Source organism: Halobacillus sp. Cin3 (assembly GCF_947311855.1).
GTDB lineage: Bacteria > Bacillota > Bacilli > Bacillales > Halobacillaceae > Halobacillus > Halobacillus kuroshimensis.
Window position 1 is genome coordinate 13,648 of record NZ_CAMZMV010000009.1, and the last position, 20,109, is coordinate 33,756.

The following is a 20,109-nucleotide window of genomic DNA, read 5'->3' on the forward strand; positions in this document are numbered from 1 at the left end:
CCAGACAGCTGTCTATCGTTAACTCTAAGTAAATCTGGTATCGATCCTAAAGCAGTTGTGTTATAATAGAACGGTTGAATAATATTTGCGATACGAAAGAGGTGTGTGCTTCATGCAACACAGAGATGATATTCGTAATATAGCCATCATCGCACACGTTGACCACGGTAAAACAACGCTGGTTGACCAGATGCTTCACTATTCCGGAACTTTCCGCGATAACGAGCATGTCGATGAGCGCGCTATGGACTCTAACGATTTGGAAAAAGAACGCGGCATTACGATTCTTGCTAAGAACACCGCGATCAATTATAACGATGCCCGTATTAATATTTTAGATACACCAGGTCACGCCGACTTTGGTGGAGAAGTAGAACGTATCCTTAAAATGGTAGACGGCGTTCTTCTTGTTGTCGATGCGTACGAAGGCTGTATGCCGCAAACCCGATTTGTTTTGAAAAAGGCGCTGGAACAGAAACTGACACCAGTTGTTGTTCTTAACAAAATCGACCGTCCGAACGCCCGCCCTGACGAAGTCGTCGATGAAGTACTGGATCTGTTCATCGAGCTTGGAGCGGATGACGAACAGCTTGAATTCCCTGTCGTTTATGCGTCTGCTCTTAATGGTACATCCGGCGATGAGCCTGAAGACCAGCAGGAAACGATGGATCCGATCTTTAAGCTGATCATGAACAACATCCCTGCTCCGCACGATACGAAAGAAGATCCGCTTCAATTCCAGGTGACTCTGCTTGACTATAACGACTACCTCGGCCGTATTGGTGTCGGACGTGTCTTCAATGGTCAAATTAAAGTCGGTCAGCAGGTTTCCTTGATGAAGAAGGACGGTTCAGTGAAAAACTTCCGTATTTCCAAACTATTCGGTTTCATAGGCTTGAAGCGTGTCGAAATCGAAGAAGCCAAAGCGGGTGACATCATCGCCCTTTCCGGCCTTGAAGATATTAACGTCGGAGAAACGGTCTGTCTGCCGGAACATCAGGATGCGATGGAAATCCCTCGTATCGATGAACCGACTCTGCAGATGACATTCCTTGTCAACAATAGTCCTTTTGCCGGTCGTGAAGGTAAATATGTAACATCCCGTCAAATTGAAGAACGTTTGATGACACAGCTGGAAACAGATGTCAGCCTGCGTGTCGACCCTACAGATTCCCCAGATGCCTTTACAGTATCTGGACGTGGTGAACTTCACCTTTCCATCCTGGTGGAAAATATGCGTCGGGAAGGCTATGAGCTTCAGCTTTCCAAACCTAAGGTAATTCTGAAGGAAATCGACGGTCAGACTTGTGAGCCTGTTGAGCGCGTTCAAATCGATACACCGGAAGAGTACCAGGGTGCCGTTATGGAATCCATTGGTTACCGTAAAGGTGAAATGCAGGACATGGTCAATGATGGTAATGGACAAGTCCGTCTTGAGTTCCTTGTACCATCTCGTGGTCTTATTGGTTATGCGACAGAATTCATGACGCAGACACGCGGATATGGAATTTTGAACCATACTTTTGATGGCTATGCGCCCCTTGTAAAAGGCCAGGTTGGCGGACGTCGCGAAGGTGTCCTTGTGTCTCTTGATAAAGGGAAAGCTTCCACGTACGGCATCATGAACCTTGAGGACCGCGGTACCATCTTCGTGGAACCGGGTACAGAAGTGTACGAAGGTATGATTGTCGGAGAGCACAACCGTGAGAACGACTTGACTGTCAACATCACGAAAGAAAAACACTTGACCAACATTCGTTCTGCGAACAAAGACACGACGAATACAATCAAGAAAACCCGTCAAATGACGCTCGAAGAAGCGATTGAGTATCTTGATGATGACGAATACTGTGAGGTTACTCCAGAGAACGTTCGTCTTCGTAAGAAATTCTTGAACAAGAACGAGCGCGAAAAAATGGCGAAGAAGAAAAAGCTTCAAAATACGGACGTATAATAGTGAAAGGACCACCGGGCAGCCCGGTGGTCCTTTTTTTATTCGATCACTTCTATGGTCTGCTGTTTTTCACCTTGAAGGTCTTTCTCTTCCTGTTCATAAACGACGGTAACTGTATAGTTCCCTGCTTCCTCGAACGTGTAGGATCCTTGGTATTCCCCCGGCTGTTTTTCTTCAGCCGTGACTTCGGTTTCCTCACCACCTGCTTCAGGTGTAATGAGGTATTTCACCTTACCTTCTGTGAAAGGTTCCTCCATATGATTAATATGGGCCGTAAGCATGGATTCACTTCCGGCAGCGAATGTTTCTTCTGTCATCAAATGAACCATAAACTTGCTGGATTCCATATCCATGGCCTGTCCCTCTTGTCCCTGTCCTACTTGTACTTCTTTTTGCGGCATCGTATGCAGATCATCGACTTGCGTGTGTGCGATCACCTGGTAGGAGCCATCCTGTTCAAACGTATAGGACAGCTCGTAAATGCCGTCTTCTGTATGTTCGGCTTCTTTCGTTACCGAGTTATCCTGTCCTTTCTCTGTATTCCAGATTTCAAACTTAACATAAGAAGCATCAGTGACAGGTTCCTCTCCCTGCGTCACTTCTGCGCGGATGTCGACGGGTTCATTGACTGGATAGGGCTGCTGTTCGAGCAGCACTTCAACTTCAGGTATGGGAGGGGCCTGGTCTTCACTTCCGCTGTTTTCGGAATCAGCACAGGCAGTTATAAAAATCGTAAGTATAAGGGCTGTCACTAAAATGGCTGCGTTCTTCAAAAAATCATCTCCTTTATGTTGACCCTTTTTATAGAATATCATTTCCATCATGGTCATGGAGTCCTGAATTTAGACAGACCGGTGAAAATTTGCCAGGGCAAGAATGATTTGGATCGTTGGAACTACAAAAAAAGTCCTGCTCAATGGAGCAGGACTGTTGTGTTTTAGGTGACCTGATCGCTGGACCAGTCATACGTATAAAATTTCTCTTCGGTCACCCATTTAAGAGCTTCCGGATCGTTGACCTTGATGCCTTCTTCAAGCATTTCCAGCATAGCAGCTGTCTGGGAGATATGGGCGCGCATGGCATTCATTTTCTGTTCCTGGACACCGCGGATGTCGTTAATCACGTCCGGACTCCCCAGGTTTTCCTCTGTATCATTGGCAAAGGCAACAGCATGGAACTTCGGGCGTTTGTCTTCATCGATGTCACGCAGCGCCCGGACGACGGCGCGCGCTGTCGCTTCATGGTCGGGATGGACGGCATAGCCTGGATAAAAACTGATGACAAGGGATGGGTTCAACTCGTCGATGAGCTGGCTTACCATGTTTTTCATTTCTGTATCGTCTTCGAATTCCAGAGTTTTATCCCGGAGCCCCATCATACGGAGATCTTCGATGCCCATAGCTTCGGCAGCTTTGACAAGCTCTCTGCGCCGGATGTCAGGCAGCGATTCCCTCGTGGCGAACGTGGGGCGGCCGAGGTTTCTTCCCATTTCCCCAAGTGTGAGGCAGGCGTAGGTTAACGGCGTGCCCTGATTTATATAAGTGGAGATCGTTCCGGACACACCGAATGCTTCATCATCCGGGTGGGGGAAGATCACGAGTACGTGTTGTTCATTTTGTATCATATCTTTCACTCCTTGAAGAGGATCACTAATCTCCATTATTGCCTACTTTTTTAAAAATGAAAAGCCATTTGTTTATAGGGCAGGTTTATCAAAAGGAAGGGAGAGCGCTGGATGTCCCTTCCTCCATCATTGAGAAAAAACCTAGTGCAGAATTGTGGGAAGGGCAGACGGACGAAGATGAGCTTGGCATGTCCTACGATACGATTGACGCCTACCTCCGCGGAGAGAAAATCGATCCCGAAGATGAGAAAAAACTGAAAGACAGACATGAACAGACGGCCCATAAGCGGCAGATTCCTGCAGGGCCGGAAGAATACCGGGGAGATTAAACATGAAATCGTCAACCGCCCTTCTTATTATTGATATGATGAATACGCTGGATTTTGACGGAGGAAAGGATCTGTTGGAGTATGCTCTTCCTGCGGCCGAAGATCTGCAGGGCTTTAAACAAGAAATGAAGGAGCAGGGGATTCCTGTCATCTATGTGAATGACAACTTCGGACTATGGCAGGACAACGCCTCCGACATCATTGATACATGCCGGAAGTCCCGGGGAGAGCCGCTGGTGGAGCTCACTCAACCGGAGGAGGATGATTTCTTCATCATTAAGCCGAAGCATTCTGGTTTTTTCGGGACGCAGTTGGAAATTCTTTTAAATCAGCTTGATGTGAGCCGGTTGATTTTATCAGGAGTCGCCGGAGACATTTGTGTTCTGTTTACAGCGAACGATGCGTATATGAGGGATTATGAGCTGTAGGTTCCTTCGAATCTCTCAGCCTCGGAATCGCGTGATGGTAACGAAAATGCGATGAAAATCATCCGTAGATCGCTGGGAGCAGAAACCGCCCCGACATCCGAGCGTAAACTGGAGGATGTTTTTTTCGTTGACAAATGACCGTGAATCTCCTATATTGAAGGAGATGAATCGTCTGTTCCACGCAGAACGATCCTTATAAAAGAGGAGAATGATGTATGAGTGTGGTTGTTCTTAACTAATCCATGAACTGGATACGTTTCTAATCAGGTGTAAAAAGTATGCACGGTTGCATGCTTATTTAAGTGCCGCCTTTTTAGGAACAGTTAAGAACAAGCATAAGCATAGCCTGGACAGATACGTCTTTGAAGCTGTGGCTGCTTTTCAGTCACAGCTTTTTTGTATCCCGTGGAACAGACGACGTTCACACAAAAGTCCGCGATGAGCTTATTCAGCTTGCCGCGGGCTTTTTTATATGGATAAATATAGGAGGATTCACATTGAACGAACAAACTTTTCAAGTATTGGAATATCATGAAATTTTGAACCGTACAGCTGAGCATGCCCATACAGAACTGGGAAAACAGACCATTATTGAGTCAAGACCGATTCAAGATCAAAGACGATTGGAACGGATGCATGAGGAAGTAGAGGAAGCCAAAGCCATCCTTGCCACCCAGAGCCGTGTTCCGCTCCATACGCTCACTGACATTCAGGGGATGCTTGAGCAGGGGAAGAAAGGCCTCTACCTTCAACCGAGACAGTTGATGGTTCTTCTTTCTTTCCTGGATCATTGTACGAAACTGAAGCGGTTTATGAAGGGGCAGCAGCTGATCGCTCCGAGGATTGCTTTTTATGCGGAATCCATGACAGAGCTGACCAGTCTTGAAGAAGATATTGCTTCAGCGATACGCCATGCGCGGGTCGACGATCATGCTTCAAAGGAGCTCGCAAAGATCAGGAGGAAAAGAGAGAAGAAAACAGAGGAAATCAAGGAACGAATGAACAGCCTGGCTAAAAAGTATGCGTCCATCATGCAGGAGGCACGTCCCATGGATAAAGGCGGCCGGTGGACACTGCCGGTGAAAAGGGAGCAGCGCTCAAAAATGAAGGGAACCGTGCTCGATCAATCGGCGTCTGGAGCCACTCTCTTTGTTGAACCGGAAGAAGTGACCCGTCTTCAGGAAGAACGGCAGCTATTGACGTTCAGTGAGGAGCAGGAAGTCGAACAGATTTTATATACGTTGACTGGAGCGGTGCTGGAACATGAGCAGGATCTCTCCATAGCTGTCGAGACGATGCATCAGTATGATGTTTTATTCGCCAAGGCCAAATACAGCCGTCTGACGGGTGCTCATACACCGGTATTTACTGATCACGAGGTAAAAATCAATCAGGGCAGACATCCGATGCTCGGGGAGAAGGCGGTGCCCTTGACCCTTCACATGAATGAAGGAGAACAGGCGCTTCTTATTACGGGACCCAATACCGGCGGGAAGACGGTTACATTGAAAACCGTCGGCTTGTTCTGCCTGATGGCCCAGACAGGACTTCACATTCCCGCAGAGCCGGGAAGTCTCCTTCCGTTATACCAGTCGATTTATGTGGACATTGGGGACGGTCAGAGCATTGAAGAGAATTTGAGTACGTTCAGCTCACGTTTGACGAACTTGATTGACATTTTACAAAAAGCGAACGACCATTCGCTGTTGTTATTAGACGAAATAGGATCCGGTACAGAACCCGGAGAAGGAATGGGGCTTGCAACAGCCATCCTGGATCAGCTGGCTGCCAAAGGATCGGATATTCTGGCTACAACTCATTATAGTGAAATGAAAGCTTATGCGAAGGAAAAGGCTGGGTTCATCAACGGTGCGATGGCTTTTGATCTGGAAACGTTGAAGCCGACGTATCAGCTGCAGACGGGTACAGCTGGAGAGAGCCAGGCGTTCGACATCGCTTATAAGCTCGGACTGCATCCAGATATTCTTAACCACGCTCATCGGATCACCTACAAGGAAGAGGCATCCTATAAGCTGGAGGAAGAACAGCGCAAACATTCCTCTTATGCCAGTCAGGTGGCCGTCAACCGGTATAAGAAGAACCGGAAGCGTAACGACAGCAAGCAGCCGCCTTCTTTCAAGATGGGTGATAATGTGCATGTCCCTGATTCAGATGCGGCCGGTATCGTCTACACAGGCCCGGATGCAAGAGGCAATTATGTAGTTCAAGTGAAGGGGGAGAAAAAGACGTACAATCATAAACGGTTGAAGCTCCATATCCCGGCCGAAGAGCTTTACCCGGAAGACTACGATTTTGATATCATCTTCAAGTCGAAGGAGTACAGGAAAATCGACAAGATGATGAACCGCAAGTATGTGGAGGGACTCACCCTGGAGGATGAAGAGTAAAGACAGCAGAATTCTGTCTGGAATTTTTATTCCGTGGTATGCTTAAAGAAATTCAACACAACAAGGGAGGCCTCTGTGTGAAGAAAAAAAGGATATGGACGGCCGGCATCATCGTTCTGCTTATAGGCGCAGCATTTGCTGTCCCTGAAATTTACTCCTATGTAACAGAGCGGAATTATGAGAGTGAGGAAGTGGCTGCATCAGAAATTCCGGAAGGGTACGAAACAGCTGTGCTGGCTGGAGGATGTTTCTGGTGTATGGAGCCACCGTTTGAAAAATTGAAGGGCGTCCACAGTGTCGTCTCCGGATATACAGGCGGAGACGTGGAAAATCCGACTTATGAAGAAGTGTCTGCCGGGGGGACCGGCCACATTGAAGCGGTGCAGGTTTATTTCGACCCTGATGTGATTTCCTATGCGCAGATCCTTGATGTTTTCTGGAGGCAGATCAACCCGACGGATGATGAAGGTCAGTTTGTAGACCGTGGCTATCAATATACGACAGCGGTGTTTTATCTTAATGATGAGCAGAGACAGGCGGCAGAACAGTCACGCAGAGAACTCGAACAGTCCGGCCGCTTCGATCAGGACATCGTAACACCGATTGTTGAAGCAGAGACGTTTTACCGGGCGGAGGAATATCATCAGGATTATTACAAGAAAAACAAGCTCCGCTATGACTACTACCGAGGGAATTCCGGGCGCGACCAGTATCTTGAAGAAACGTGGGGAGAAGATCTGAACGTGGATCTTCCAACAAAATAAAAATAAAAGCCTTTCCGCTTTGAAGCGGAAAGGCTTTTTAATATTGCTTCGTTTCCTGAGGAATCTCACGATTGGCATCTACTTCAGGATCTATATTGGTGTATCCTACATAACTGAAACCAAGCACAATGATTACTAATACCGCCATTAACACTCTACGCATCTTCCTATTCCTCCATCACTGCAGAAATCTCGACGTACTGCAGCATCCTGCTCCTTTTATTGTAAGCATTCTTTGAAAAGAACACAAGGTTCTGATGGATATTATGAAACCAATTTCAAACCGATGATACCAGTAAGAATACAGGCAATAAACAACATCCGTTTCGGTGTTGCTTTCTCATTAAAAAAGAGGATGCCCAGCAGGACGGTTCCTGCCGATCCGATTCCTGTCCAGATCGCATAAGCCGTTCCAATCGGCAGGTGATTCAAGGACAAGGAGAGGAAGTAGAGACTGCCGCTCATCGCAATGGCGGCGCCCAGTGTCGGCAGCTTTTTTTTAAAGCCATCCGACAATTTTAAAAAGAACATGGAAGTCATTTCCCCTGTTCCGGCGAGAAGTAAGAAAATCCAAGCCATGTTATCCCTCCTGTGCCTGACTTGATGAAGCGGAATCTGTCATTTTCAATCCGATAATTCCCGTAATCAACAGAACGATAAAGAATATCTTCCCGATACCACCGGCATCACCGAGAAAAATCATACCGACCAGCGCTGTTCCAACAGCCCCCACCCCGGTGAAAATGGCGTAGCCTGTGCCTACATCCAGACTTTTTAATGCCATCGTAAACAAAGCGAAGCTGATGATGATACAGACGACGGTGATGGTGGAGTATAGAGGCTCGGTAAAGCCCTCGGACAGTTTCAAGCCGACCGCCCAGGCAATCTCAAACAAGGCGCCGACAAACAAATAGACCCATGGCATTTTACGACCCCTCCTGATGTTGTGTCTGGATGCCGAGCCAGAAAATTTCCCAGCTGCTGAGCTGGCGCTGCTCGAATACATCCTGATCATAGTAGTTTTCTTCCAAGAACAGACCGTCAATTAACGTATAAAAAGCAGAAGTCAGCGTATCTGTAGAAAGAGGGCGGATTTTCTTCTCCGCTATTCCTTTTTCCATGATCGGCTGAATAACAGCGGTCATTTGATCTTCCACCATAAGGAATACCTCTTTGATTTCAGCCGTAAACTTTTCAGGTGGGAAGAAGGTGACACGCTTAAAAAAAAGCCCTTCTGTGGAATGGGCCATGCGTTCTAAATAAAACCGGTAAAACTGGTGAAGCTGCTCTTTCACCGTCATTCCCTTCAGTTGTGGAGCTTGCTGCATGATGCGTTCCTTTTCCAAGTCTCCGACGTGATAAAGCACATCGAGGAAAATGGCATCTTTATTGTCAAAGTGATTATAAAGAGACGGTTTCTTAATCCCGACAGCATCGGCGATCATCGTCAATGACGTATTCTCATAGCCATGTCTGGCAAAAAGGCGTAAGCTTTCCTGCCTGATTGTTTCTTTTGTCATCCAATCATCCTTTTCATATACAAACTAACGGTCGTTAGTATTAAGTTTACCACGTTTGGATTCTTCAGTCCAGTTCACCGTGATTTCGACATGTTTAGTCACAGGGTGCAGAGGGAATAATACTTCAAAAGAGACAGAAGACAGTAAAGGAATGTCTCTATAGAGAATTCCAAGTAGAAAGGGTTTGAGTGGGTGAATCAGTACAGACTCGATCGATACGAAGGTTCATACGCAATCCTTGTAGAGGATTCAGAGTTTCAGAATGAATTGTACGTGTTGAAAGAACGACTGATCGGTTTTGTGAAACCGGGAGACTGCCTGGAAATCGAATTTGATACTATAGGAAACTTAAAGCATGTTGCTATCATATCTACGCCTGACAAAATGGAAAAAGCATAAAAAGAGTGCGTCATCATTGTTCAAACAGAACCTGATGGCGCACTTTTTTGTTTTAAAACCGTCCATCCCAGCCAATTATACGGAGGAGGCTTATGTATGATTTTACAGGCGGCCATGGATCTTCTGGATGAAGGGGTATTGATTTCTGATGACCAGTATATCATTACCTATGTCAATCCGGCATTTATTGAATTGTTTGGTCTTCAGGGAAATCAAGTAACGGGGGAGTCCCTTCACACACTCTTTCCGGATATCGATCCGGAAAGGCGGGTAGTGACAAATTCAACGAAAGAACAAAGGCCGTTGATTATAGATGATTATCCGATGCAGTGGCAGGGGGAAGAGTATGTATTCAAGGTTCATACCAGACCATTTACATATGAAGGGAAGGGCTACAATCTAACGAGGATTTTTGACAGAACCCAATCCTATTACAGGGAAAAACAGCTGATCCACATCATTGAGGAAATGACGGCGAACGTCGTAAAAGTGGCTGATGGCTTTGCCCTGCTTCCCCTGCAGCCGATCCTCAGGGAAGAGCAGAAGGAGGTCCTCCTGACACGTGTGCCGGAGCTTTGTCAAAACCAGCGGATCGACCGTCTGGCTGTTCAGTTTTCTGGTATCGTGTCAGTTGAAGATGAATGGGTGCACCTGCTTAGAGATTTGATCGTCAGCCTTCAGCTGCTTGGCATTGAAGTGGTTCTTGCCGGAATGCGTCCGCAGGTGGTGATGCAGTTCACACAGAACCGGATCAGTCTGTCCGGTGTGCGGACGTTCAAAAACCTTCCTCAAGCCGCAGACTACTTTTTGAATAAGCGGAAGTAAGGAAGTGGGGTTCTTCGGTTTCTTGAAAGTATTTGTACGCTACCAGCACTTATCCTGTTTGATGTGGACAATCACGTCCCGCAGATAGGAGGATACCTGCTGCGGTGAGAGCAGTCATTCCCATCCTGGCGGAAAGAAAAAAGCTTGTAGAGAAACAGGGGTTTCTCTACAAGCTGAGGCGCATAAGACTGGCGCCTCTTTTTCATCTCCGTACTTCTTTTTTCAGTTCGTGATCCTTAATTTCCGCCTGTGGCAGCATAATGGATGAGAAATCGAAAGGTTCCAGGTGCTGACCGTTACGGATGCGGTTCGGTGCATCCGGATTCTGGAGCGCTGCTGTACCGAGACTGATAAAATCAGCCTCATCGCTGCTCAACAGCTGCGTGGCTTTGTCTGTTTCATGAAGGCCGCCGTTGGCAATGACAGGAAGACCACTGAACGCCTTGGCAGCAGCAGCCATGGAAAGGGACCCCTCTCCGAAGCTGGAGGCTGTTCCTTCTTTATCTGTTACATGGATAAAATCGATCGGAGAATCACCGAGCTCACCGAAGATGGTTTTGGCATCTGTTTCACCAAGAGCCCAGCGGTGTTCGCCATCGGAAGCTTTCCCCTGAGAAATCCGAATGCCGAGAAGATAATCGTGGCCGACTTCCCGTCTGACTTCCTTGATGACTTCAAGAATATACCGCATCCGGTTGGTGGTTGTTCCTCCGTACTGATCTTCTCTCTGGTTGAAATAATCGGTGATGAACTGATCCAGTAGGTAACCATTGGCTCCGTGGAGCTCCACGCCGTCAAACCCTGCTTCCTTGGCCAGTCGTGCAGACCGTGCGAAGGACTGCTTGATTTCTTCCAGTTCCTCATGAGTGGCTGCTTTTGGGGTAGGGAACGGACCTTTCCCACCGTAAAAAGGCAGCTGGTCATTTTTTGGGGCCACAGCTGAAGGGGCGATGGTTTGGTTCGTGTAGGCGTTTCCCTGTGACTGGGCACCTGCGTGCATGATTTGAGCAATGAACAGGGAACCGTGCTGATGAACGCCCCGGACGATTGGCTTCCAGGCGTCCCGGTGCTGCTCGTCGGCAAGCCCCGGCTGGTTTGAGTATCCCTGGGAGTAGGTACGGTCCGGGTAGATGCCTTCGCTGATGACAGCTCCGAATCCGCCTTTGGCATAGCGCTCATAATACTGCTTCATCCGCTCATTGGCTGTCCCGTTATTGGCCGCGCTGACTCTTGTCATCGGTGCGACCACATAGCGGTTTTTAAAGCGGTTGTCCTGAACGATCTTTTCTTCAAATAAAGGGGTGATATCGCTGGTCATAATTTCCTCTCCTTCCACAGGTCCATATCCGTTCCACTGAGGCTTCAAACCGATTCAGTGTGCTATAATACAAACAAATGTTCTTGGAAGGTGAATCACTATGGAAAAACTGATGGAAGGATTGAACGAAGCTCAGCAGGAGGCTGTCGTTTCTACGGAAGGATACATACGCGTCGTGGCCGGTGCCGGTTCAGGGAAAACCAGGGCGCTTACGCACCGTTATGCGTTTATCGTCAATGAACTGGGCGTGGATCCGGCCCATGTATTATCTGTAACCTTTACGAATAAGGCAGCTCATGAGATGAGGAGAAGGGTGAAGCGGCTGATCGGGGGCGAACAGGATACAGGGTTTATTACGACTTATCACGGCTTCTGCGTCCGCGTGCTCCGAGAGGATATCCATCGTCTCTTCTATCCGAAAAATTTCTCCATTTTAGACGTCGAAGACCAGAAAACACTGCTCCGGGAGATTTTTGAAGATATGGAGCTGAAAATGAATGAGAAAACCTTCAAGCGCCTTCTGGACAAGATCGGAATATTGAAGGGAAATACTCATTATGTCCAACAGATGATTATGCGTGGCGGCATGCCTGCGGCTGATGAAGCCGGCGACCTGGACGGACAGATCATCCAACAGTATTTGAAAAAACAAAAGCGGGTGTACGGCCTGGATTTCGATGACCTGCTGAATTTCGTCTTTGTCCTTTTTGAACAATATCCGGACGTACTGGCCAAATGGCAGGACCGTCTGTATTACATTCAGGTCGATGAATTCCAGGACAGCAGTCTGAAGCAGTTTGAACTTGTCCAAATGCTGGCACAGGAGCATGAGAACCTGTTCGTTGTAGGGGACCCCGATCAGACGATCTACGAATGGCGCGGGGCGGATCCGAAATATATGATCGAGTTCGAAGAATTTTTCCCGGGAGCGCAGACGGTTTTTCTTAAGGAAAATTACCGTTCCACCCCTGAAATCCTCTCCCTCGGCAATGCGTTGATTAAGAATAACTACTTCCGTGTGGATAAGGATATGCTTCCTGTTCACCCGCCTGGAGTCAAAGCGGTTCATTACCACGGGAAAAATGATAGAGAAGAAGCGAAGTGGATTGTTCAGCAGATTCAAAGTCTTGTCGAGGAAAAGCAGGCGCGTCTCAGTGATGTAGCTGTCCTGTACAGAGCCGGTTATTTATCCCGTAACGTAGAACAGGAGCTTATGGCTGAAAATCTGGAATATACCATTTTCGGCGGCTTTAAGTTTTTTGACCGGATGGAGATCAAGGACGCTCTCGCTCATCTGAAAATGATCGCTGCAGGAGATGACTTGTCGTTTTCAAGAATTATCAATGTGCCGAAAAGGCAGATCGGTAAAAAGCGGATGGCCTTTATCCGGCAGAAAGCAGAGGCAGAAGGGCTTTCTTATTATGAGACCTTGAAAAAATACGCGGATCATGACCAGCTTCAGCGGACAGGTGCCAAAGCATTCATTGCCGCAATGGAGGAACTCAAGGAGAGGAAGAAAGAATCGAACGTGTCTGAACTGCTGCAGGAAGCGATGCAGAAGACGGGTTATGAAGCCTACCGCCGCGAAGACGGGGACCAGGAACGTCTGGATAATCTGGCCGAACTGCTTCACTCCATCGTCCAGTATGAACAGACGCTTGGAGAAGATATTGATTTGGATGAGTACCTGCAGATGATTTCTTTGTACACCGATCACGACAGGGAAGAGCGTATGGATACGATCAAACTAATGACGATCCATACTGCCAAAGGTCTGGAATTCCCTTATGTTTTTGTGATCGGCATGACAGAAGGAATCATGCCGAGTGTGCGGACCATCCGTCAGCGGAAGGAGCGTGGGCTTGAAGAAGAGCGGAGACTTGCCTATGTCGCTGTCACCCGTGCTGAAAAGGCATTGTATATGACGGAGTCGGAGGGCTTTCAAAATGGAGGACAGAAGAAATATCCGTCCCGCTTTATCTTTGAGGTGGAAGAAGATTTATATGAACGTGTCGGGGACCTGGATCCAGCCCTTATAGAAGAGGCGGAGGATTATATTCGTGCCTCCCACCATTTAAAACAGGAAGCTCCTCAAAAAGGGTTTGAAAAAGGAACACGTGTCCACCATCCCGTGTTCGGAATCGGGACCATTCAATCCATTGATGAAAAAAAGAATACGTACCTTGTTTTCTTTGATAACCTGAAGGCACCAAGGCCGATCAGCCGGATGTTTAAAAAACTGGAAAAAGTTCAATGAATACGGATGTCTGTTACCACATAAAAAAGCTGCGGGGAAGGTTTCCTGGCAGCTTTTATAAATGATTGGCGATTTCCACAGCTTTTTCCGAACGCTCTTCAGCAGGGCCGTAATATTCCACCTGATATATGATATCTTCTTCTCCTTCATACCATTCCACAAACACATGTGTATCCTTTTCCAGTACGCCTGCCAGCGCTCCGGAATCCAATGGTACCTGCAGTTCGGATTCCTGCAGGATGTTTCCAGGACTGTATAAGGTCGTAATAACGGCTTTTTGTTCGGTATCGGATGTATAGGTTACCTCTGCTTCACTTTCTCCAACAGAGGATTCCACCCGGGTCACTTCAAAAGGCATATCAGAAGGCAGGCCAAGGTTTTCCTGCTGTGCTTCAGAAAGGTTCTGGACAGGGGCTGCGAAGTCCTCGGGATAAGCAGCGGTTAAATCTTCGTAGGATAAATTTTGTGAGGAACAGGCAGCCAGAAATAATAATCCTGTCAGCATCAACCAACGTTTCATAGTCATTCCACTCCTTGTGTCGATAAGAAAACAATCGCTCTTATTTTATCATACTTTTCTCTCATCATTGACGAAAAAAAGACACATAGAATGAAACGAATAGGGAATTGTATCGTATAATAGAGTAAAGAGATCAGGCTTCATCATAGACAGACTGGTAAACTTAACAGGAGAAAACTTGGAAAAGAAAGGGAGGAAACGATGGAATCCATTCAAATCCGCTCGTTTCGCGAACAAGACTTTGATAGTGTTCATCAGTTGAATCAACAAGAAGGATGGGAGGGGCTTGTGCAGCATAATGAAGAAACGCTGTGCGCCTGGATCAATTCGGAACCTGCCCTCGTGGCCGTGGATGAATCCGGAGAACTCGTCGGTTATTTGAGAGGATTGACCGACGGGACGACCACTTTGTACATCTGTGAACTCCTCGTTAAGGAATCCTGCCGCAAGCAGGGAATTGCCGAACAGCTTGTAAGCACCGCCCATGAATGCTATCCGAACGCCCGCGTGGACATGCTGGCTACAGAAAGCTCGGAAGGCTACTATTCTCATTCAGGCTACCGCTCGTTCTATGGTTTTCGTAAAGCAGCAGAAGAAATGTAAAAAAAACTGACCCCGGAGCGGGTCAGTTTTTTCGTTTCTGCATTAATTGGGCTTCTTCCTGAGGAGAGAGCAGACCTGTAGCTTTGCCGACGTTTCCGTTCTGAAGCGTCCAGATCCGGTTATGGTCCTCATCAGCCGTTGAGAAATCACCTGCGTGCCATTTCGTCAGGATTTCTTCATATGTCTGTCTATGAGTAAGCGTGGTCTGATCCAGTCCCTCAAGCAGCCAGTCAATACGTTCCGGGTGGATGGTTGTAAATCCCCACTTTTTATCGGCTTTCACTTTCTGGTGGGACATGGAGTGGATGTAGCTTTGATAATCGGAATCTGTCAGTTCGTTTTGTCTTTTTTCACTGCCGAACGGATTTTTCCCCTCTTCCTCATAGGTCTGAAGCTTTTCATCCGCTTCCTCGGCGGACTTTTCTACGGCTTCCTTGACTTCTTGTTCTGTCATAGCTTCAGCCTGAGTGCTCATCAAATACCAGCCTGTGCCCGCCGCTGCGAGCAGAAGAAGGGCGGTGGATAGGATCCATTTCTTCATACCTCTGCCCCCTGTTTAAGAATTTTCTTCCAATATATCAAGTATAAAGGAGATGCCGGCAGGAGGAAAGGTCTGGGACATAAGAATTATTGATCCATATAATGAGCGGCTTTTGCAGCCCAGGAACGAGGAAGCAGTTTCGCCGCATAAGCCATCGTCTGGTTGGCAGGCCCGGGAATGATGACACGGCGGCTTTTGACAAAGCCGACAAACCCGGATTTGGCCACAGCTTCCGGCGTCATCGTCTGTTTGACCAGCTTCGTATGCTCTGCCTGAGCTGTTTTGAAGAAGTTGGTTTCTGTTGCGCCCGGGCACAGCGTCGAGATCGTGACGTTCGTGTCCTTCAATTCTTCAACAAGGGCTTCGGAGAAGGAAAGGACGTAGGCTTTGGATGCATAATATACGGCCATTTTCGGTCCCGGCTGAAACGCAGCAGTGCTGGCGATATTCAGGACCCCTTTTGGAATAGAGCGGAATCGGGCCGCTTTGATTTCCGGCAGAAACAGGTGGGTGAGCTCTGTGAGTGCATTGACGTTGACTTGCAGCATTTTCTGCTGGTCTAAAAGCGGAAGCTCCTCAAACAGTCCGTTCAGGCCGAACCCTGCATTGTTCACGAGCACAGTCACATTCAGGCCGAGTTCTTTGACTTTGTCATACACAACCAGTGCAGCTCCCGGCTCAGACAGATCCTGTGGAAGAATGGTAACGGGGTGGCCGTCCAATTCATTTCGCAGATCCTCGAGTTTATCTTCAGATCTTGCTACAACGATCAAGTTATAACCAGCCTTCGCGAAAAGCAGGGAAAGTTCATACCCAATTCCCCCGGAAGCTCCGGTAATCAGTGCAGTCGGCTTCATGCAAATCTCTCCTTTAGACAATCCAATAGTTTTATTGACAATAGTCTATACCCTATTGGAAAGGAGTACAACTCTTCTTCCTTGTCATTCGTCTTCCTTTGACATTCAGGAGAGCCTGGAGCTTTTCTTCAATCGTTTCGTTCCTGCATAAAGGAGAAGGATGGTAAGAGCGGCTGTGACCAGACTGGTGTACCATAAATCAACAGGAACTTCTCCCGTAATGAGAAGAGAACGAAGGTAGGAGGACAGCCGTGCCGGACTCCAGGCAAGGTCGTTGGAAAACAAGCTGGTAACAAGGCTCATGATCAAAAGCGAAGCCAGCGTGAAAAATAAGACGAGGCCGGGGAGGCGCGACCAGGCATTCATAAATAGACTGATGCTCGTAAGAAATGCGATCCACAAACTGTAGAAGAAGATCACTCCAACTGCGGCCGAAAAGGAGACATCTCCAAAAAGGAGCTGGACGTAATACCAGCTCGCTGCGAGGCCGATGGCAGCAGAGAGAATCAACAGGGTGGAAGCCGCCGCCCATTTTGCTGTCAAATAGGAAAAGTAAGAAACCGGCTTCACGAGAATCAGCTCCGCTACCCCTGATTTCTTTTCTCCGGAAATGGTCCCCATGGTCATGAGCGCAAGCACGAGGACGCCAAGCGTATTCAGCTGGGAAATGCTCATCATGAACACCTCGGAAGGCGGCGGTGTGGGCATGTCAAAAACTGCCCCTTCCGGAAGACCTCCGGTGGCTTCAATAATAACCGGAAGATAATAAGTGGTAAGGGGGTCGATGATACAGAAAAGAACAAAGACAAGGGGCACCCATATCCATTTGTAATTCCTGAGCATTTCAAGCCATTCCTTTTTATAGATGGTGATCCACTGCATGATTTTTCACCGCCTTTATAAATAAATCTTCCAACGTCGGCCGTCCGACTTCGAAGTGGACAAGCGGCCACTCATTCCGGGAAGCTTCATCGAGCACTCTCTTCCTGACTGTTCCGCTGTCAGTGACATATACGTGAAGGGTTTGTTTGTGTGTCTCCACACGATTGACCTCCGGCCATGTGCTGAGATAGTCCCTCCATTTTTCACGGTCGATTGAAAATTTCAAAGTGAGCTTCTCCATATGGTGACGAGACTTCACCTCATCAATGGTTCCTGACTCGATAACTTTTCCTTCATGCATGAGCAGGATTTCGTCACTGACTTCTTCTGCATCATTCAGGATATGGGTGGAATAGAGAAGGATGGTTTCCTTTTTCAGCTCTTCCATTAAATCGAGGACTTCCCGGCGGCCGATCGGGTCTAAGGCAGACACCGGTTCATCAAGCAGCAGCACCTTTGGCTGGTGGATGATGGCCTGGGCAATGCCGAGGCGCTGCTTCATCCCTCCGGAGTATCGGCTGACTCTTTTGCTTTGGAAATCTTTCAGACCGACCCGGTCCATCATCAAGTCCGCACGACGTCCGGCCTCCTGTTTGGATAGACCGGATAGTCTTGCGGCATAAAGGAGGAATTCCCTGCCTGTCATCCAGCCGTGAAATTGTGGGTGCTGGGGGAGATAGCCGATATGGGCACGGATATCCCCTGGTGATTCCTCCAGGTGGACCGTTCCGGAATCAGGAAGAAGCAGCCCGGACATCAGACGCAGGGTTGTCGTTTTACCTGCGCCGTTCGGACCGAGAAGCGCCATGCATCTGCCCGTTTCCAATTGAAAAGACAAGCCGTCAACAACATGGTGTTTCCCGAATGATTTCGTAAGTTTGTCCACCTTCATCATCTTTCCTCACTCCTTCCGAAAATAAAGTAGGCGACAGGTCCGAGCGTGTTGACGAAAATAATCAGCAGTACCCACATCCACTTCGGCCCGCGTGTTTCTTTTGTCCTTGTCAGGCTGATGAGTGCTGCCGCCATCAAAATGATTTGAATGACAACCAGAGGGAGGAGGACAGGAAGGTTTTCAGTGAGCATATGCACAACCCCTGACATCATCACGAACTCCTTACTGAAAGAGTGACAGCTGTTCCGTACGCCATAATTTCAGAAGCGGCATTCGTGATGGAGGATGTTTCCAGGCGGACAGCGATGACAGCATCCGCTCCTTTTTCCTCTGCATGTTGGATCAACCGGCCGATTGCCTGCTGACGGGCACTGTCCATCATGCTTGTATAATCTTTAATTTCTCCTCCGACAAGATTCTTCAATCCCGCCAGAATATCTTTTCCCACGTTTTTCGACTGGACTGTACTGCCGCGCACAAATCCTTTCACTTCCTGAACGTCATATCCAGGTACAAATTCAGTAGTCACGATAATCATTCCAATGTTCCTCCTTTTTTTCTTCCTGTGCTTCCTTCCACAGCTTTATGATTACGAGTGTGAAAGCTGCATAAGAGATGAGTAGAAAAGCGATTCCTGTCCAGATGGACACAAACAGGATAAGAGCGTAAGCTGCCAGTTGAGCGGCTGTACCTGCCGCAGTGAGGATCATCTTCATCCTGTTGGATCCTTCCAGATTGTTTTGCACAGGATGATGAACACGATGGTTGGGACAGGGAATTGAATTAGTCCGACAAGGCCCCACAGCCAGGGGGTCCGCCCGCGTTTTTTCGCCTGGATGAACAACAGGGTGCTCTGGGTGATCAGGATGGCGGCAATGATTCCCCACCCCCAGACAGGGATTTCTTCAGGTCCATAATGCTTCATTTATTGATCATCACCATTTCTCTTTTCTCCTTCCACACATACCCAAGCAGCACGGCAGCGGCTGTTACTTGAATGATGATGAACAAGGCCGGTACGAAATAAAAGCTGAGCGCGAGTCCAGTGATCATCAAAAGAGCGGCCGTCCATAACAGCATCAATTCCTTCCACAGCCTCTGATGCCATGCTTTTCTTTCCTCTCTCACAAGCGTTTCGAAGTACAGGAGAGGTGGTTCCTCCGTACCCATCTGCTGATCCATCTGCTGCAGTCCCTGCTTCAGCTTTTCCTCCAAAGGAAGGTTCTTCTTGTCATCCATGTTCATTCAACTCCTTTCGCAGCTTCTCCATACCATAATGCACCCGTGATTTCACCGTTCCGGTTCTGGATTTCGTCATGTCAGCGATTTCCCTGTATTCAAACCCATAATAATGTTTCAAGAGGACGGGGATCCGGTACTTTTCCTCAAGGTTCCAGAGGGCCTCCTGCACGTCAAACCATTCTTCAGGAAGCTGATGCGTCGTCTGCTGCTTTAGTCGTTCTCTTTCCTGCTGCTCCAGTCTTTCGTTCCTCTTTTGTTTTCGTCGTGTATCGATATACGTATGGGTGGCGATTCGGATCAGCCAAGTAGAGAATTTGGACGTTCCCCGGTATTGATTGATCTTTTGGACGGCTTTCATGAGCGTGTCCTGGGTGACATCATAGGCCAGCTGTTCGTCGCCGCACATTTTCCACACATATTTCATCACAAAGGAGTAGTGTTCCTTCAGGAGCCGGGCAAGACTTTCTTCATCTCCATTCCTGGCACGTGTCAAATCGTTGGCTTCCATAATCATTCCTCTCTTCCCGCCTGTATATAAGACGTCTCTGGATGCGGATGCGTTCAAAAGAAATCCCGGCTTTTTTTTGGTGTGCTTTTCCTGGCACCGTTCAGTATCTCTTTTTTTATAAACAGATAGCTTTAAAGAACATCATCGGTTTGTTAGGGTGGAAATAGAGTTGCTGGAAATTCTCCGGTTGACTTTATTATCTGAATTTTATAGACTGTGAGAAAGTATTTTATAA

Annotated in this window: 27 protein-coding genes; 9 read left to right on the plus strand and 18 right to left on the minus strand. The window is 47.8% G+C overall.

The window, feature by feature from the left end; translation table 11 throughout:
* Positions 1–112 precede the first annotated feature (112 nt).
* On the plus strand, positions 113–1,954 hold the full coding sequence (gene typA, locus QMA39_RS18405) for a translational GTPase TypA (RefSeq protein WP_206934208.1): 1,842 nt from the start codon (positions 113–115) through the stop codon (positions 1,952–1,954).
* Between the two features lie 38 nt (positions 1,955–1,992).
* Here typA and QMA39_RS18410 read toward each other — a convergent pair whose 3' ends face one another.
* Together QMA39_RS18410 and bshB2 are read right to left on the minus strand one after the other, a co-directional pair.
* Positions 1,993–2,727 carry a FixH family protein gene (locus tag QMA39_RS18410; RefSeq protein ID WP_281659515.1) on the minus strand — a complete coding sequence of 245 codons (735 nt, stop codon included), beginning with the start codon at positions 2,725–2,727 and terminating at the stop codon, positions 1,993–1,995.
* Positions 2,728–2,891: 164 nt separating this feature from the next.
* Positions 2,892–3,578 carry a bacillithiol biosynthesis deacetylase BshB2 gene (bshB2, locus tag QMA39_RS18415; protein WP_211225375.1) on the minus strand — a complete coding sequence of 229 codons (687 nt, stop codon included), beginning with the start codon at positions 3,576–3,578 and terminating at the stop codon, positions 2,892–2,894.
* Positions 3,579–3,646: 68 nt separating this feature from the next.
* On the opposite strand from bshB2, the gene nadE reads away from it, so the two are divergent.
* The 4 genes from nadE to msrA all read left to right on the plus strand — a co-directional run bounded on the left by nadE (position 3,647) and on the right by msrA (position 7,507).
* Positions 3,647–3,907, plus strand: coding sequence for an NAD(+) synthase (gene nadE, locus QMA39_RS18420; RefSeq protein ID WP_281659516.1), 261 nt, complete (start codon positions 3,647–3,649; stop codon positions 3,905–3,907).
* 2 nt (positions 3,908–3,909) lie between these two features.
* A complete protein-coding gene (locus tag QMA39_RS18425) occupies positions 3,910–4,335 on the plus strand; it encodes an isochorismatase family cysteine hydrolase (protein ID WP_281659517.1) in 426 nt (141 codons plus the stop codon).
* A 497-nt stretch (positions 4,336–4,832) separates the two neighbouring features.
* Complete coding sequence (locus QMA39_RS18430; RefSeq protein ID WP_281659518.1) at positions 4,833–6,743, plus strand: endonuclease MutS2; 1,911 nt, start codon at positions 4,833–4,835, stop codon at positions 6,741–6,743.
* 77 nt (positions 6,744–6,820) lie between these two features.
* The gene (gene msrA, locus QMA39_RS18435) at positions 6,821–7,507 is read left to right on the plus strand and encodes a peptide-methionine (S)-S-oxide reductase MsrA (protein WP_281659519.1); all 687 of its coding nucleotides are present in this window, start codon (positions 6,821–6,823) and stop codon (positions 7,505–7,507) included.
* 37 nt (positions 7,508–7,544) lie between these two features.
* Here the strand turns inward: msrA and QMA39_RS18440 are convergent, their stop codons facing one another.
* The 4 genes from QMA39_RS18440 to QMA39_RS18455 form a co-directional block, all read right to left on the minus strand.
* The gene (locus QMA39_RS18440) at positions 7,545–7,670 is read right to left on the minus strand and encodes a hypothetical protein (protein WP_277988108.1); all 126 of its coding nucleotides are present in this window, start codon (positions 7,668–7,670) and stop codon (positions 7,545–7,547) included.
* A gap of 101 nt (positions 7,671–7,771) precedes the next feature.
* On the minus strand, positions 7,772–8,086 hold the full coding sequence (locus QMA39_RS18445; RefSeq protein ID WP_027956122.1) for a multidrug efflux SMR transporter: 315 nt from the start codon (positions 8,084–8,086) through the stop codon (positions 7,772–7,774).
* A gap of 1 nt (position 8,087) precedes the next feature.
* On the minus strand, positions 8,088–8,432 hold the full coding sequence (locus QMA39_RS18450; RefSeq protein ID WP_027956121.1) for a multidrug efflux SMR transporter: 345 nt from the start codon (positions 8,430–8,432) through the stop codon (positions 8,088–8,090).
* Between the two features lies 1 nt (position 8,433).
* Positions 8,434–9,027: a TetR/AcrR family transcriptional regulator gene (locus QMA39_RS18455; RefSeq protein ID WP_206934222.1), complete on the minus strand. Its 594-nt coding sequence runs from the start codon at positions 9,025–9,027 to the stop codon at positions 8,434–8,436.
* A gap of 192 nt (positions 9,028–9,219) precedes the next feature.
* On the opposite strand from QMA39_RS18455, the gene QMA39_RS18460 reads away from it, so the two are divergent.
* A complete protein-coding gene (locus tag QMA39_RS18460) occupies positions 9,220–9,426 on the plus strand; it encodes a hypothetical protein (protein ID WP_027956119.1) in 207 nt (68 codons plus the stop codon).
* Positions 9,427–9,522: 96 nt separating this feature from the next.
* A complete protein-coding gene (locus QMA39_RS18465; protein ID WP_206934224.1) occupies positions 9,523–10,251 on the plus strand; it encodes a PAS domain-containing protein in 729 nt (242 codons plus the stop codon).
* Positions 10,252–10,453: 202 nt separating this feature from the next.
* Here the strand turns inward: QMA39_RS18465 and QMA39_RS18470 are convergent, their stop codons facing one another.
* On the minus strand, positions 10,454–11,569 hold the full coding sequence (locus QMA39_RS18470) for an NADH:flavin oxidoreductase (protein ID WP_281659520.1): 1,116 nt from the start codon (positions 11,567–11,569) through the stop codon (positions 10,454–10,456).
* Positions 11,570–11,669: 100 nt separating this feature from the next.
* On the opposite strand from QMA39_RS18470, the gene QMA39_RS18475 reads away from it, so the two are divergent.
* On the plus strand, positions 11,670–13,826 hold the full coding sequence (locus QMA39_RS18475; protein ID WP_281659521.1) for a UvrD-helicase domain-containing protein: 2,157 nt from the start codon (positions 11,670–11,672) through the stop codon (positions 13,824–13,826).
* 55 nt (positions 13,827–13,881) lie between these two features.
* Here the strand turns inward: QMA39_RS18475 and QMA39_RS18480 are convergent, their stop codons facing one another.
* Positions 13,882–14,346, minus strand: coding sequence for a hypothetical protein (locus QMA39_RS18480; RefSeq protein WP_281659522.1), 465 nt, complete (start codon positions 14,344–14,346; stop codon positions 13,882–13,884).
* 201 nt (positions 14,347–14,547) lie between these two features.
* Between QMA39_RS18480 and QMA39_RS18485 the strand changes: the two genes are divergently transcribed.
* Positions 14,548–14,949, plus strand: a complete 402-nt coding sequence (locus QMA39_RS18485) for a GNAT family N-acetyltransferase (protein ID WP_027956114.1) — start codon at positions 14,548–14,550, stop codon at positions 14,947–14,949.
* A gap of 22 nt (positions 14,950–14,971) precedes the next feature.
* On the opposite strand, the gene QMA39_RS18490 is transcribed toward QMA39_RS18485, so the two are convergent.
* The 10 genes from QMA39_RS18490 to sigY all read right to left on the minus strand — a co-directional run bounded on the left by QMA39_RS18490 (position 14,972) and on the right by sigY (position 19,874).
* On the minus strand, positions 14,972–15,490 hold the full coding sequence (locus tag QMA39_RS18490; protein WP_281659523.1) for a DUF6241 domain-containing protein: 519 nt from the start codon (positions 15,488–15,490) through the stop codon (positions 14,972–14,974).
* An 86-nt stretch (positions 15,491–15,576) separates the two neighbouring features.
* Complete coding sequence (locus tag QMA39_RS18495; protein ID WP_281659524.1) at positions 15,577–16,347, minus strand: SDR family oxidoreductase; 771 nt, start codon at positions 16,345–16,347, stop codon at positions 15,577–15,579.
* 105 nt (positions 16,348–16,452) lie between these two features.
* Positions 16,453–17,229, minus strand: coding sequence for an ABC transporter permease subunit (locus tag QMA39_RS18500; protein WP_281659525.1), 777 nt, complete (start codon positions 17,227–17,229; stop codon positions 16,453–16,455).
* On the minus strand, positions 17,207–18,124 hold the full coding sequence (locus QMA39_RS18505; protein WP_281659526.1) for an ABC transporter ATP-binding protein: 918 nt from the start codon (positions 18,122–18,124) through the stop codon (positions 17,207–17,209). The genes QMA39_RS18500 and QMA39_RS18505 overlap by 23 nt, the downstream gene beginning before the upstream one ends.
* On the minus strand, positions 18,121–18,333 hold the full coding sequence (locus QMA39_RS18510; RefSeq protein WP_156896510.1) for a PLD nuclease N-terminal domain-containing protein: 213 nt from the start codon (positions 18,331–18,333) through the stop codon (positions 18,121–18,123). The genes QMA39_RS18505 and QMA39_RS18510 overlap by 4 nt, the downstream gene beginning before the upstream one ends.
* A 2-nt stretch (positions 18,334–18,335) precedes the next feature.
* Entirely contained in the window at positions 18,336–18,662 is a 327-nt protein-coding gene (locus QMA39_RS18515; protein WP_027956110.1) for a YbjQ family protein, read from the minus strand.
* Complete coding sequence (locus QMA39_RS18520; protein ID WP_281659527.1) at positions 18,643–18,840, minus strand: hypothetical protein; 198 nt, start codon at positions 18,838–18,840, stop codon at positions 18,643–18,645. Before QMA39_RS18520 ends, QMA39_RS18515 begins: the two co-directional genes overlap by 20 nt.
* On the minus strand, positions 18,837–19,049 hold the full coding sequence (locus QMA39_RS18525) for a hypothetical protein (protein ID WP_027956108.1): 213 nt from the start codon (positions 19,047–19,049) through the stop codon (positions 18,837–18,839). Before QMA39_RS18525 ends, QMA39_RS18520 begins: the two co-directional genes overlap by 4 nt.
* Entirely contained in the window at positions 19,046–19,363 is a 318-nt protein-coding gene (locus QMA39_RS18530) for a YxlC family protein (RefSeq protein ID WP_281659528.1), read from the minus strand. Before QMA39_RS18530 ends, QMA39_RS18525 begins: the two co-directional genes overlap by 4 nt.
* Complete coding sequence (sigY, locus tag QMA39_RS18535; protein ID WP_281659529.1) at positions 19,356–19,874, minus strand: RNA polymerase sigma factor SigY; 519 nt, start codon at positions 19,872–19,874, stop codon at positions 19,356–19,358. Before sigY ends, QMA39_RS18530 begins: the two co-directional genes overlap by 8 nt.
* Between the last annotated feature and the right edge of the window lie 235 nt (positions 19,875–20,109).

Coding starts and splice junctions, on each gene's coding strand:
- typA (WP_206934208.1), top strand. CDS start 113: ATGCAACACAGAGATGATATTCGTAATATAGCCATCATCGCACACGTT.
- bshB2 (WP_211225375.1), bottom strand. CDS start 3,578: ATGATACAAAATGAACAACACGTACTCGTGATCTTCCCCCACCCGGAT.
- QMA39_RS18425 (WP_281659517.1), top strand. CDS start 3,910: ATGAAATCGTCAACCGCCCTTCTTATTATTGATATGATGAATACGCTG.
- QMA39_RS18440 (WP_277988108.1), bottom strand. CDS start 7,670: ATGCGTAGAGTGTTAATGGCGGTATTAGTAATCATTGTGCTTGGTTTC.
- QMA39_RS18445 (WP_027956122.1), bottom strand. CDS start 8,086: ATGGCTTGGATTTTCTTACTTCTCGCCGGAACAGGGGAAATGACTTCC.
- QMA39_RS18450 (WP_027956121.1), bottom strand. CDS start 8,432: ATGCCATGGGTCTATTTGTTTGTCGGCGCCTTGTTTGAGATTGCCTGG.
- QMA39_RS18455 (WP_206934222.1), bottom strand. CDS start 9,027: ATGACAAAAGAAACAATCAGGCAGGAAAGCTTACGCCTTTTTGCCAGA.
- QMA39_RS18465 (WP_206934224.1), top strand. CDS start 9,523: ATGATTTTACAGGCGGCCATGGATCTTCTGGATGAAGGGGTATTGATT.
- QMA39_RS18470 (WP_281659520.1), bottom strand. CDS start 11,569: ATGACCAGCGATATCACCCCTTTATTTGAAGAAAAGATCGTTCAGGAC.
- QMA39_RS18475 (WP_281659521.1), top strand. CDS start 11,670: ATGGAAAAACTGATGGAAGGATTGAACGAAGCTCAGCAGGAGGCTGTC.
- QMA39_RS18480 (WP_281659522.1), bottom strand. CDS start 14,346: ATGAAACGTTGGTTGATGCTGACAGGATTATTATTTCTGGCTGCCTGT.
- QMA39_RS18485 (WP_027956114.1), top strand. CDS start 14,548: ATGGAATCCATTCAAATCCGCTCGTTTCGCGAACAAGACTTTGATAGT.
- QMA39_RS18490 (WP_281659523.1), bottom strand. CDS start 15,490: ATGAAGAAATGGATCCTATCCACCGCCCTTCTTCTGCTCGCAGCGGCG.
- QMA39_RS18495 (WP_281659524.1), bottom strand. CDS start 16,347: ATGAAGCCGACTGCACTGATTACCGGAGCTTCCGGGGGAATTGGGTAT.
- QMA39_RS18500 (WP_281659525.1), bottom strand. CDS start 17,229: ATGCAGTGGATCACCATCTATAAAAAGGAATGGCTTGAAATGCTCAGG.
- QMA39_RS18505 (WP_281659526.1), bottom strand. CDS start 18,124: ATGATGAAGGTGGACAAACTTACGAAATCATTCGGGAAACACCATGTT.
- QMA39_RS18510 (WP_156896510.1), bottom strand. CDS start 18,333: ATGTCAGGGGTTGTGCATATGCTCACTGAAAACCTTCCTGTCCTCCTC.
- QMA39_RS18515 (WP_027956110.1), bottom strand. CDS start 18,662: ATGATTATCGTGACTACTGAATTTGTACCTGGATATGACGTTCAGGAA.
- QMA39_RS18520 (WP_281659527.1), bottom strand. CDS start 18,840: ATGAAGATGATCCTCACTGCGGCAGGTACAGCCGCTCAACTGGCAGCT.
- QMA39_RS18525 (WP_027956108.1), bottom strand. CDS start 19,049: ATGAAGCATTATGGACCTGAAGAAATCCCTGTCTGGGGGTGGGGAATC.
- QMA39_RS18530 (WP_281659528.1), bottom strand. CDS start 19,363: ATGGATGACAAGAAGAACCTTCCTTTGGAGGAAAAGCTGAAGCAGGGA.
- sigY (WP_281659529.1), bottom strand. CDS start 19,874: ATGGAAGCCAACGATTTGACACGTGCCAGGAATGGAGATGAAGAAAGT.